This window comes from Eggerthella sp. BIOML-A4, assembly GCF_009875575.1.
Lineage (GTDB): Bacteria > Actinomycetota > Coriobacteriia > Coriobacteriales > Eggerthellaceae > Eggerthella > Eggerthella lenta.
The window spans coordinates 212,458-224,514 of sequence record NZ_WWRX01000006.1 but is presented as its reverse complement, the minus strand read 5'-3'; the positions used below and the strand labels follow the sequence as shown (position 1 = coordinate 224,514).

Below are 12,057 nucleotides of genomic sequence, written 5' to 3'. Positions count from 1 at the left end.
CCATGGTGCGGCGACAGCGCACGGGCTCGCAGGCACGCAGACATCGCAGGCTCGTGCGCCTCTCGCCGCACCGATCATATGCAGCGCGTTTTGCGATTCGGCGCGAGTCCGGCTTGCGCTTCGTCCGGCCCCGCGAGTCGACTCGTCAAACGCGCAGCATTCCACGAGGTAGGGAGTACACACGAGCCCGTGACGCAGAAAACCGCCCCGCATGGCAGAAACGAAGCGGTTTGGTAATCCCATAGGCTCCGATCCCGTCCGGTCGGAGCCATGGTTCGCCCTTCTCAGGTAAAAACGACCCGAAAACGCCTGGTCGGCGAAAACCTGCAAACTTGCTCACATGAATCATGTTTACCAAACCGCCCCGTTTCTGCCACGGGTACCGGCCTTCGTCGTCACGGGCGAGAGAGGGAAGCCGCGCGTCCCAGCCGATGCTGGGCACGCGGCGCCAGAGAGAATCAGAAAGCGCGTTCCCAGAGGCCGGACTTGCCGCCTTCTTTCTTGAGCAGGCGCACGTCCATGATCTCCATGCCGCGGTCGACGGCCTTGCACATGTCGTAGACGGTGAGGCACGCCACGCTGGCGGCGGTGAGTGCCTCCATCTCGATGCCGGTCTTGCCGGTGACGCCGCAGGTGGTGGTCACATGGATGCCCACGAGGCCGTCGGGGCGCTCGCCTTCGGCCACGGGCGCGCACTCCACCTTCGCCTTCGTGATGTTGAGCGGGTGGCACATGGGAATGAGCGTGCTCGTCTGCTTGGCGGCCATGACGCCGGCCACGCGGGCGCACGCCAGCACGTCGCCCTTCGACGCCTTGCCCTCCACGATGAGCGCGAGCGTTTCGGGATGCATGGCGATGAAGCCCTCGGCCACGGCGACGCGCTCGGTGTCGGCCTTCTGCGACACGTCCACCATGCGCACGTCGCCCTGCTCGTCGATATGGGTCAGCTGTTGCTCGGTCATGGGTGTCTCCTTGGTTCGGTATCTTGCAGGTTGGAAGGTCGCAGGTTGGCGTAGTAAGCCAGCGAGAAGGGACGAGGTGCGTCGAATTCGGGGGATCGCAAGGGCGAAGCGTACTTCGGTACGCGAGCCCTTGGGATCGCGCGAAGGCGGCACGCCTCGTCCCTTCGCCCCCCCTTCGGGGACTTGCTCCTCGGCGCAGCGTCGGCCGGTTCCGCTTGCCGTAGGCAAGCGGAACCTCTTAGCCGCCGATTTGCGACATGCCGCGTTCGGTGCCTACTTTGTCGTGGTGCTCGTCGGGCTTCGCCCCCAAAGCCTCGGCGAACACGGCGCGCACCGCCTGGTCGTCTCCGGCGCGCAACGCAGTGCGCACGTCGTACTCGTCGTCCGAGAACAGGCACGGGCGCAGCTTGCCGTCGGCCGTCAGCCGCAGGCGGTTGCATTCGCTGCAGAAGTGACGCGACAGCGGGCTGATGAAGCCCACCGTGCCCTGCGCGTTCGGGAACTCGAAGTAGCGCGCGGGCCCCCACCCGAGCGGGCGGTCGTTGCCGGCCGGCACCAGCTCGTCCATCCCTGCGGCGCGGGCGCGCTCGTTGATGATCTCGAACAGCTCCTCGCTGGGCACGACGTCGTCCTTGCCCCAGCCGCAGCCATGGCTGCCGGAGCTCTCGCCCACGGGCATGTACTCGATGAACCGCACGTGCAGCGGGCGATCGATGGACAGCTTCGCGAACGCGAGGTAGTCCTGGTCGAGGCTGCGCACGGCCACCGCGTTGATCTTCACGGGGTTGAACCCGGCCGCAAGCGCCGCATCGATGCCGTCGAGCGTCTGCTGCAGCTCGCCGCGGCGCGTGATCTGCCTGAACTGCGCGGGATCGAGCGTGTCGAGCGAGATGTTCACGCGCGACAAGCCCGCTTCCTTGAGGTCGGCCGCCATCTTCGGCAACAGCACGCCGTTCGTGGTCATCGACACGTTCTCGATGCCGGGCGTATGCGCGATAGCGCGCACGAGATCCACCACGCCGAGGCGCACGAGAGGCTCGCCGCCCGTCAGGCGGATGCTGCGGATGCCCATGCCCGCCGCCACGCGCACCGCCTCCTCGATCTCCTCGATGCGCAGGATATCCTCGTGCGCGAGCGATTGCACGCCTTCCTCGGGCATGCAGTAGATGCAGCGGAAATTGCAGCGGTCGGTGAGCGATATGCGTAAATAGTCGATGGTACGACCATGGCTGTCTTTCACAGGACGCACTCCCTTCTCGTCTGAGGATACAGTATAGGGCATCCTCGGATCACCGCATGGCGCAATATCGCGAAAGGATCGGCGCGCGCTGAATACACGGGCGAAGCGCGTTAGAGCGTGGGTCACCGAGCCGCTCCTCGCCACCGTTACCTGCGCGCGAGGGCGTCTCTAGCGCGATACCAGGTACACCTTGTCGGGAGGAATGCGGATCCACAGCTCCTCGCCCTCGTGCGGCAGCTCGTCGACGGGCACGGCCAGCTTGTCGACGCGCCAGAACAGGTGCTGGTGCAGATACTTCATCTCGTCGTCCGTGCGCGACACCGTGGGAGCCTCGCTCTCGTCGCGGTCGAGAAAGCCCAGCAGCACCGTGCGCTCGAAGCGCGAGTCGCTGACGCGGTCCACGCGCACGCGGTAGCAGTTCTCGCCGGGGCCGTCGACGCGTTGCAGGAAGAACGCGCGCACGCCGAGCGCCTTCACGTCCTCGGGCACCGCCGCGCTCGTCGCGGCCTCGATGCCCCACTTCGGCAAACGCACGCTACGCTCGCCCGCGCGAACAGCCGCCGTGGCGTTCTTGCAGCCCGACAGCTTCACGCCCGCCAGCGACTGCGGACGGTTCACCAGGTCGTCGCCCGTGCCCGTCTCGGTGATACGCCCCGCCTCCACCACCGCGATGCGGTCGCAGAAGCGCAGCGCCTCGTCGATGTCGTGGCTGACGTACAGCACCGTGCCGTGGAACGCGTCGAACAGGCTGACGAGGTTCTGCTCCAGCACGCTCTTCAAGTGCGCGTCGAGAGCCGAGAACGGCTCGTCCAGCATGAGGATGCCCGGACGCGCCGCCAGCATGCGGGCCAGCGCCACACGCTGCTGCTGGCCGCCCGACAGCTGAGCCGGATAGCGCCGGTCGAACCCTTCCAGCCCGAAACGCTTGAGCTCTGCGGCCACCAGCGCGTCGCGGTCGGCCTTCGACGCCTCGCGCCCGATGCCCGCGGCCACGTTCTCGGCCACCGTCAGATTCGGGAACAGCATGTAGCTCTGGAACAGCAGCGCCGTCTTGCGCTGCTGCGGCGTGAGGTTGATCTTCCGCTCGGAATCGAAGAACACCCGATCGTTCACCACGATGCGTCCCTCGTCAGGCGTCTCGATGCCGGCGATGCATCGCATGGTAAGGCTCTTCCCGCATCCCGATGCGCCCAAAAACCCCAGCGTCTCGTCCCCTGCCTCGAACGCCACGTCCAACGTGAACGACGAGAACGACTTGCGTATGTTGACTTCGAGACTCATTTCGGCAATTCCTTCCCAAAGACACTCGGCTTGCGCCGCGCGGGATCCTTCGACTCCGCGCTGCGCGCTGCGCTCAGGATGACAGGGCTCATTACGCTTCCATCCCCCTGCGATAGCTCGTGGTGCGCCTGCTCCACAGATTGATGAACAGGATGACCACGAAGCTGAACGCCATGATGACAACCGTCCAGAAAATGGCCACGTCGGTGTTGCCGTTCATCCACTCGAAGTAGATGGCGATGGGGATGGTACGCGTGATTCCCAGGTAGTTGCCGGCCAGAAACAGCGTCGCACCGAACTCGCCGAGGGCGCGCGCGAACGACAGCACGGTGCCCGCCGCGATGGACGACCACGACAGCGGCAGCATCAGCTTGAAGAATATCTTCGCGTTGCTCCAGCCCAACGTGCGGGCCGCGTCCAGCATGTTCGGATCGAGGTTCTCGAACGCGCCACGCGCGCTGCGGTACATCAGCGGGAACGCCACCACCACGGCCGCCAGCACGGTGGCCTGCCAGCTGAATATCAGCGGGAAGCCGATGTCGATGAACCACTGCCCCACCGCGGTGTTCTTGCCGAACGCCAGCAGCAGCAGAAAGCCGCACACCGTGGGCGGCAGTACCATGGGGATGGTGAAGATGGAATCGGCGATATCCTGCGCCCGCGCGGGGATGCGCAGGCTGAAGTACGCGGCCAAAAGCCCCAGGACGAAGATGAACACGATAGCCGTGAGCGTCGTCTTCAGCGTCACCCACAAGGGACTGTAGTCGATGCCCTTCAAGAACGACGCCAACGCCTCGAAGCCCTCGGGGGCCCCGATCACGCTCACCTGGTCGGCAGACGCGAGCGTGGCGAAGTCGGCATGGGTGAGCCGCACATAGGAGGGATACGACGCTTGCGTCACGTCGGAGCCGTCTGCACCGACGACGCAGACGTAGAACTCGCCGGGCTTGAGCTCCTGGTCGAACTTGTAGACCACGCCGTCCCGCTCGAACTCAGGCTCTCCGGTGAACGCCCACTCTCCCTCGGCGGACAGCGTCGCGCCGCCCTTCGAATTCTGCGCGTCGAGAGCCACGAGCAACTGCTTGAGGAAACCTCGGCTCTCGGACGATTCGGCGTCGAATCCCACGGCCTGCGCAGTCTCGGACGGCACGTGGACCACGGTGAGCTCGTCGGTGGCGACAACCGCGAGACTACCCGACTCGTCCGAGACGAAATAGCGGTAACCTGCATAGACGCCGTTCACGTCGCTGTTGCTGCCCACCTGGGAACGCGAGAAATCCTCGAGCGCGAAGGGGCTGCCTTCGACCGAAGCCGATTTCCCATCGGCGGCGATGTTCACGGCATCGTCGATCGCCGTGTCCTCCTGCGCCGATTGCGCCGATGTGCCACCCGCTGCCGCATTCGGCGCGTCGAGATCGCCTTCTTCATCGGCGCCAGCAAGGGCGGTGCCGGGGATGAAAGCGATCGCCATTGCCAAAGCGCATGAGACGATCGGCATCGCAGCGCGAGAGAAGACGCCAACGATGCGGTCGATTAGAGTGTTGTCCATAAGATCGTCCTTGTCGCACGGAAAGGATGGGCGTGTACGATCCCATCCTTTCCTTGTCACTATACCGTATGTGCGCCTAGTCTAGGAAACCAGCTCGAAGCCCCACTCCTGCCAAAGCTTCTTGGCATCGGCGTTGGTGGTAGCCCACTCGATGAACTCGTTTGCAGCCTCGGCCTGCGTGGAGTCCTTGCAGATGGCAGCCGGGTAGATGATGTTCTTGTGCGTGTCGTCCGGGACGACGCCGATAACCTTCACGCCGCCGAAGCGGTACACGTCGGAGCTGTACACGAACGCCACGTCCACGGCTCCGGACTGCGCCTGCTTGCACACGTTGCCCACGGAACTCTGCAAGTTCACCTTGCCCTCCAGCGGCGTGCCGTCGTAGGAGCCGTCGGTGCCGGCGCTGTCCTTGCCGGTCTTGCCGTCGGCGTCGATGAAGCAACCGACGGTGGAAAGCGCCTGATTGGTGTAGTTGCCGGCCGGCACAGAGGCATCGCCCACAGCCACTGTGTAATCGCCGGTGGCAAGGTCGTCCAGCGTGAAGCTCTGATCAGCGTACTTGGCGGCAAGCTCGGAATCCTCGCCGGCAACCATCACGAGGTCGTTCTTGAACATGTCGAAGCGAGTCGCCTCGTCGACATAGCCCTTCTCCACGGCATCGTCCATCTTGCCCTTGGAGGCGGAGATCAGCACGTCGGCGTACGCGCCGCCGGCAAGCTGCTCGTTCAGCTCGCCCGAAGACAGATACTGCGTGTCCTTGAACGTCACCCAGGTATGATCCTGCGTGTACAGCTCCTGTACGGCGTCCATGGCCTTCGACAGCGAGTTCGCGGCGAACAGCTGCAGCTCCACGGCCTCGTGGCTCTCCGACTTGGCCTGCTCTTCGGCGGGCTTCTGCGTCTCGCCGGCTTGTTGCTCGGTATTCGACGAGCAGCCGATCAGGGCGAACGCCCCTACCATGGCAAACGCGCACACGGACGCGAGCATGATGCGAATGTGCTTCTTCATTGAGTACCTTCCCTCGTTCTCTCGATCTTCGACGTTCGAACCCATGACGAGACGCACAGCCCCCTCGTATCCGAACTGCACCCATACTATTCTTTTCAACGATTATAGTCAAACTCGAATATATCTCGGCAAGTATGTTTTCGGATAGAAATAACCTTTTATCCGAACAGAACGTTAGCGAGCCACCAAATCCACCACGCGGGTGGCGATGCGCTCGGTGAGCGCGTGCGAATGGGACACGAACACGAGGCCGATGCCGCGAGCCTGCGTTTCCGCCACGAGAAAACGCCAGATCTGCGCCTGAGTGACGGCGTCCAGCATGGTGGACACCTCGTCAGCCACAAGGTAGCGCGGGTTCGCCGCCAGCGCGCGGGCGATGCAGAAGCGCTGCAGCTCGCCGCCCGACAGCTCGTGCGGGAAACGCGCGAGCCACCGTTTCTGGATGCCCAGGTCGTCCAGCAAGCGCTGAGGCACCTCTCCTGCTTCGGCCAGCGTTTGACTCATGCGCATGCGCGGGTCGACGGCGGTTTCGGGATGCTGCAGGATCAGCTGCACGGGACACGTGCCGCGCTTCGGCAGCGGGGCGCCGTCCACGAGGATCTCGCCTTTCTGCGGACGATCGTATCCGGCCAGCATACGGCACAGCGTGGTCTTGCCGAAACCGGACGGCGCGCTGAGGGCGACGCGCTCGTCAGGGCCGACGGCCAAGTCGAAGTCGCGGTACAGCGGCGTGCGCGCGCCGGGGTACGCATAGGTTATGCCGCGCGCCTCAAGCATGGGAGCCCCCTTCCGTCGACCCGCCCGGCGCCTCGAAGCCGTGCTCGGGAAGCGCATGCCACAACTCGCGGCTGAACGGGTGCTGCAGCAGGTCGGGAGACGCGAAGTTCGCAACTGCCGTCTCCTCCACCACCGTGCCGTCGCGGAACACCGCCACGCGGTCGGCCACGCGCAGGGCCAGCTCGATGTCGTGCGTGATGAGCATCACGCCGCCGCCCGCGTCGGCGAAGGCGCGGAAGTCGTCGAGCGCGCGCACGGCCAGATCCAGGTCGAGGCCGGGCGTGGGCTCGTCGGCCACGATGACGCGCGGGTCGTCCATGAGCGCGCAGCACAAAAGAACGCGGCGCGCCATGCCGCCCGACAGCTCGTGCGGATACTTCCCCGCCGTGTCCTCGGGCAGTCCGTAGCGCTCGAACAGTTGCGCGCGCCGACGACGACGCTCGGCGCGCGACTCGTGTGCGCGCGCGAAGCCCTCCACCTGGCGGCCCACCTTCATGAGCGGGTCGAGGTTGTTCACGCTCTGCGGCACCAGCGAGATGCCGTGGCCGCGCAGCGCGGAAAGCGACGCCGCATCCTGCTGCGCGCCGTCGAACCAGACGCGGCCCCGCACCGTGGCGTTCGGCTCGAACAGCCCCAACACGGCATCGGCCAAAAGCGTCTTGCCGGAACCCGACGCGCCTACCACGGCCACGATCTCGCCTGCATGCACGGAGATGCTTAAAGAATGGATGACCTCGACCTCGCGCTGCTTCGCGCGAAAGAAGGGGGCGTCCTCGTCGTACATGCGGAACCCCACGCTGAGGTCCTCCACCTGCAGCAGGTGGTGGCCGTGCTCGTGGCGGGAAACGGGCGCGTGCGTATGATGGTGGTGCACCTGCGCGTCTTTGTGCGAAAGAGCCTCGTGCGGCACGACGTCGGGCGCGAGGCCGTCGATCGGATCCTCGGACGCTATCGCGCAGTCGCGGCCGGCGCCTTCCGCACCGAACAGCTGGTCGGTCAGGCGCTCCAGCTCGGCAGCGGCCTCGTACAGCGCGCGCTCGCGAGCGGCCAGATGCTCCGGCAGCGGGTTCCTGCCGTCCGTTTCAAGCGGGTTCTTGCGGTTCGCTTCGTCCATGACGGCCTCCTATTCCTGCGCGCTGTGCGGGTCGACGAGCTTGCGCAGGCTGGATCCCGCCAGGTCGAACAGCAGCACGGTCGCGATGAGCGCGAGACCCGGGAACACGGCGAGCCACCACATGCCGGCCGACAGGTACGCCATCGACTCGCTGAGGATCACGCCGATGGCGGGTTGCTCGGGCGGCAGACCGAAGCCGAGGAACGTCACGGCGGCCTCGTGCAGGATGGCGTGCGGGAACAGCAGAATCAACCCCACGATGAACTGGGGCAGCACGTAAGGAACCATGTGCTTCGCCGCGATGCGCAGAGGAGTCTGCCCCAGCCGCCGCGCCGCAGCCACGAACGTCGACTGCTTGCACTGCAGGATCTCGGCGCGCACGACGCGCGCGAGGCTGGGCCAGTGCGTCACGGCCACGCCGATGGTGACGCCCCAGAAGCCCTTCCCCAACGCGAACGAGATGAGGATGAGCAGCACGATATGGGGGATGCCCAGCATGAGGTCGATGAGCCAGGTGACCGCGGCATCGGCCTTCTTCCCGCCCAGCGCCGCCACCGCGCCCATGACCAGCGCGATGATGGACGACACGCCCGCGGCCAGAAGACCCACCAGCACGCTGGTGGACAGCCCCGCCAGCGTGCGCAGCAGCATGTCGCGCCCCATCCAGTCGGTGCCGAAAGGATGGGCGAAGCTGGGAGCGAGGTTCTTCATCGAGAAGTCGGTTGCCGTAGCCGCATCCGCGACGACGAGCCCCGCGACCACCACAGCCGCCAGCGCCGCCAAAGCACCCAAAAACGCCGCCAGCGTCAACCTCCTATTCCCCACCCGAGCCGCGCGAGGAGCATGCAGAAGGGGCGGCGCGGCATCCTTGGAGCCGTTGGGCTCGGCAGTTCCCACCAAGCGAGTTTCCCCTTCGGGGACTTGCTGCGCTTCGCTCCGCGGCGCCGCACCCATCGAGCCGAAACGCCCTGTGGGCGTTTCGTGCGAGCCAGGACTGCCGAGCGACTGGGAACTGCCGAACCCGACGGCGGACTCGCAGGTTAAGCAGGTTTCAACGCGCTCGTCAGCCATGAGCAGCCCCCTTGCGCATGCGAGGATCCACCACGCCGTACAGCGTGCTGGCTATCAGGTTGCCGGTGAACACGAAGGCGGCGGAGAATAGCGCGATGCCCACCAACAGCGCCGCGTCGCCGCCGAGGCCGGCCGTGACGGCCGCCTGCCCCAGACCCGGATACGAGAATACCTGCTCCACCAGCACCGATCCGCCGAATATCTCGGATATGGACGCGAATTGCAACGTGAGCGCGGGCAGCGCGAGGTTGCGCAGGCCGTGGTGGCGCAGGGCGCCCCAGGTGCTCAACCCGCGCGCACGGGCGAACCGCACGTAATCGCTTTCCAGCACGTCGATAGTCTTCTCGCGCGTGTGCAGCGCGATGTTCGCCACGCCGATCACCGACAGCGTGAGCGCTGGCAGCGCCAGATGATGCAGCGCGTCGGCAAAGGTCACATCGGCCGCCGACACCCCGATGGGCACCGAGAAGCCGAACGGGAACCACCCCAGCTGCACCGAGAACACGATGAGAAACAGCAGCCCCAGCCAGAACGTGGGCACCGAAGCCAACAGGAAGCAGTACCCCTTCACGATGCGGTCGATCAGACGGCCGCGGTTCGCGCCCGCGAGGATGCCCAACGCGAAGCCCAGCACGCCGCTGACCGCCCAAGCCGTGGCCATGAGCGCCAGCGAGTTCACCGCCCGCGTGGCGATGACGTCGATCACCGGCGCATTGAAGCGCAGCGATGTCCCCAGATCGCCGTGCAGAAGGTCGACGAACCAGTTGGCGTAGCGCTCCCACAAAGGCGTGTTCACACCCCAGTATTCGGCCAGTTGCGCCCGCTTCGCCTCGCTCATGTTGATATAGGCCGTCTGCCCCACGTTCGCCTGCACCGGATCGATAGGAGAAACGCTGACCAGCACAAACGTAACCAAACTCACCGCAAGCATGAGCAGCAGAAATTTCAAGATATTCCGAACAACAAATCGCGGCATGCGCCTACTATACCCTCACTAGTAAAAAAACCTCACAACAATCCCCCTCAACAAGCGCAAACGGCGCCCAGTCCCCCAACGCGCAAGTCCACCGCAGTCAGCGCGAGGGGCGGGCGGCATCCACAAAGCGAGTTCCGCACGAGCCGAAACGCCCAGTGGGCGTTTCGCGCGAGCAGGACTGCCGAGCGACTGGATGTTGCCCGCCCCTCCCGCGTCGAGCACAATAGACTTACGCCCAGGACCACTGGTCGACGTTATTCACCAGCGACCAGCCGTGTCCGTGCGGATGAGGCTTCTGCTTCGCGATCTTGAGGTTGTCCTTCGCAAAGTACAAGTGGTCGATGTTCGCGAACCACACCCACGGCGCGTCCCCCTGCGGCGCGATGCCGGACTGGCCGTCCCACTGAGCCTTCTTCCACAGATCGAACGACTCTTCCACAGTAGGCTGGGCCAGCGCCTCGTCGAGGTACTTGTCGGTGGTTTCGCTCGTGTAGCAGGCGTAGTTGCCCGTGCCCTTGGAGTAGAACAGGTTGTAAATCTCGGTGGGCGCGTTCGTGCCCCAGCCCCACACCACCGGATCGGTAAACTGATGCGGGTACAGATCGTCCCAGCTGGCGCCCTTGATGGATACTTCGATGCCCAGCTCTTTCATCTGGTTGGTGAACTCCTCGGCGATACCTTGGCGCACGGTGTCGCCGGCCGAGTAGTACAGGTTGAACGCAGCGCGCGTGCCGTCCTTCTCGCGGATGCCGTCCGCACCGGCCGTCCAGCCGCCGTCGTCGAGCAGCTTCTTCGCCTTCTCGACATCGGTGGAGCACTTCATATCAGGCGAGGACCACGGCATGCCGTCGCCCACGCTGTAGGCCACGGTGCCGTAGCCGTTCAGCACGCTGTCGATCATCTTGTCGCGGTCGACGCCGTAGTTGATGGCTTGACGAATGGCCAGGTCGCACGTGACGTTGTTGCCGGCCGCCGCTTCGCCCTTCTCGTCGGTTTTCGTAGCGCCCGCCGGAATCACCGGCAGCGAGATGCCGCGAGAGTCGACCGACGCGCAGTTCAGCAAGTCGTAGCCGCTCGGCTGCTGAGCCGCGAACGTCGCCGAGGTGTATGCGACGTCGACCTGTCCGGACTTCGCCGCCGCAAGCGAGGCGTCCTCTTCCATGAACACCACCACGACGCGCTGGATGTTCGGCGCCTCGCCGTAGTAGTCGGGGTTCGCCTTGAGGATGACCTGCTGGCCTTTGTCCCACTGCTCCAGCATGTAGCGCCCCGAGCCGATGGGGTTGTCGCCGTACGTGTCGCCGTAGGCGTGCTCGGGCACGATGCCCACCACGGCCAGCGTGTACAGCAGCGCGTTGAACGGCTTCTCCATGTGCACGACGACGGTGGCGTCGTCGGTGGCCACGGCCTCTTTCACCATGGACATGTCGCACTCGGATGCTTCCGAGTTCAAGATGCCGTTGATGGTGAAGGCCACGTCGCGCGCCGTGAGCGGGGTGCCGTCGGTGAACTTCACGTCGTCGCGGACGGCGAACGTCCAGGTCATGCCGTCTTCGGACGCTTCGTAGGACGTGGCGAGGTCGTTCTTGAAGTTGAGGTCCGCATCGGTAGTGATCAGCGTTGACTGGATCAACGGCTCGTGAACGTGCTCGCCGCAGCCCCACGACACCATCGGGTCGAAGCCGGCGGCCGGCTCGGATCCGGTGGTCATCGAGACGATAACCTGCGAAGAGGCCTTGTCGGCCGCACCTTCCGTCGCGCCTTCGGCCGGCTTCTCGGCCTCGCCGCTCGCGCAGCTTGCCAGCAGCCCGCCCAACGACAGCGTCGCCGCCGTCGCACCCGTCAGTTTCGCGAAATCGCGTCGCGTGAGTGTTGCCATGCTTCCGTTCCCTTCCCTCAACGCCTCGGCGCCTTGAATCCGCCATAGGTGTTACGTATTCGAATTGCGTAACACACTATACCAGAGAGGGCTCCTTTCGAATGTTACGAATTTCATTTCCGTAACTCCCCCGGGCGAACGGCAGACGAAGAAGGGCGAACGCAAGCCAAACGTACGAATGCTTCACGTGAAACATCGAC

10 protein-coding genes are annotated in these 12,057 nt (G+C 65.0%); all 10 read right to left on the bottom strand.

Going from position 1 to position 12,057, the window contains the following annotated elements; all coding sequences use genetic code 11:
* Positions 1-458 precede the first annotated feature (458 nt).
* Positions 459-962, bottom strand: a complete 504-nt coding sequence (gene moaC, locus GT613_RS07665; RefSeq protein ID WP_009607850.1) for a cyclic pyranopterin monophosphate synthase MoaC — start codon at positions 960-962, stop codon at positions 459-461.
* Between the two features lie 238 nt (positions 963-1,200).
* Positions 1,201-2,202 (bottom strand): GTP 3',8-cyclase MoaA, encoded by a 1,002-nt coding sequence (moaA, locus tag GT613_RS07660; protein WP_021409352.1) that lies wholly within the window; start codon positions 2,200-2,202, stop codon positions 1,201-1,203.
* A 168-nt stretch (positions 2,203-2,370) separates the two neighbouring features.
* Positions 2,371-3,483, bottom strand: coding sequence for a sulfate/molybdate ABC transporter ATP-binding protein (locus GT613_RS07655; protein WP_009607891.1), 1,113 nt, complete (start codon positions 3,481-3,483; stop codon positions 2,371-2,373).
* Positions 3,484-3,574: 91 nt separating this feature from the next.
* Positions 3,575-5,032 carry a molybdate ABC transporter permease subunit gene (gene modB / locus GT613_RS07650; protein ID WP_009607849.1) on the bottom strand — a complete coding sequence of 486 codons (1,458 nt, stop codon included), beginning with the start codon at positions 5,030-5,032 and terminating at the stop codon, positions 3,575-3,577.
* An 81-nt stretch (positions 5,033-5,113) separates the two neighbouring features.
* Entirely contained in the window at positions 5,114-6,040 is a 927-nt protein-coding gene (locus GT613_RS07645) for an extracellular solute-binding protein (protein ID WP_009306379.1), read from the bottom strand.
* 174 nt (positions 6,041-6,214) lie between these two features.
* Positions 6,215-6,817: an ABC transporter ATP-binding protein gene (locus tag GT613_RS07640; RefSeq protein ID WP_009607916.1), complete on the bottom strand. Its 603-nt coding sequence runs from the start codon at positions 6,815-6,817 to the stop codon at positions 6,215-6,217.
* Positions 6,810-7,931, bottom strand: coding sequence for an ATP-binding cassette domain-containing protein (locus tag GT613_RS07635; protein WP_009607912.1), 1,122 nt, complete (start codon positions 7,929-7,931; stop codon positions 6,810-6,812). The genes GT613_RS07640 and GT613_RS07635 overlap by 8 nt, the downstream gene beginning before the upstream one ends.
* Before the next feature lie 9 nt (positions 7,932-7,940).
* The gene (locus tag GT613_RS07630; RefSeq protein ID WP_226844453.1) at positions 7,941-8,828 is read right to left on the bottom strand and encodes an ABC transporter permease; all 888 of its coding nucleotides are present in this window, start codon (positions 8,826-8,828) and stop codon (positions 7,941-7,943) included.
* A 166-nt stretch (positions 8,829-8,994) separates the two neighbouring features.
* Entirely contained in the window at positions 8,995-9,978 is a 984-nt protein-coding gene (locus tag GT613_RS07625; protein WP_009306383.1) for an ABC transporter permease, read from the bottom strand.
* Positions 9,979-10,207: 229 nt separating this feature from the next.
* Complete coding sequence (locus GT613_RS07620; protein ID WP_114519556.1) at positions 10,208-11,857, bottom strand: ABC transporter substrate-binding protein; 1,650 nt, start codon at positions 11,855-11,857, stop codon at positions 10,208-10,210.
* Positions 11,858-12,057 lie beyond the last annotated feature (200 nt).

What these genes read in the sequence shown, in the direction of transcription:
- moaC (WP_009607850.1), bottom strand. Translation starts at nt 962, where the DNA reads ATGACCGAGCAACAGCTGACCCATATCGACGAGCAGGGCGACGTGCGC.
- GT613_RS07655 (WP_009607891.1), bottom strand. Translation starts at nt 3,483, where the DNA reads ATGAGTCTCGAAGTCAACATACGCAAGTCGTTCTCGTCGTTCACGTTG.
- modB (WP_009607849.1), bottom strand. Translation starts at nt 5,032, where the DNA reads ATGGACAACACTCTAATCGACCGCATCGTTGGCGTCTTCTCTCGCGCT.
- GT613_RS07645 (WP_009306379.1), bottom strand. Translation starts at nt 6,040, where the DNA reads ATGAAGAAGCACATTCGCATCATGCTCGCGTCCGTGTGCGCGTTTGCC.
- GT613_RS07640 (WP_009607916.1), bottom strand. Translation starts at nt 6,817, where the DNA reads ATGCTTGAGGCGCGCGGCATAACCTATGCGTACCCCGGCGCGCGCACG.
- GT613_RS07635 (WP_009607912.1), bottom strand. Translation starts at nt 7,931, where the DNA reads ATGGACGAAGCGAACCGCAAGAACCCGCTTGAAACGGACGGCAGGAAC.
- GT613_RS07625 (WP_009306383.1), bottom strand. Translation starts at nt 9,978, where the DNA reads ATGCCGCGATTTGTTGTTCGGAATATCTTGAAATTTCTGCTGCTCATG.
- GT613_RS07620 (WP_114519556.1), bottom strand. Translation starts at nt 11,857, where the DNA reads ATGGCAACACTCACGCGACGCGATTTCGCGAAACTGACGGGTGCGACG.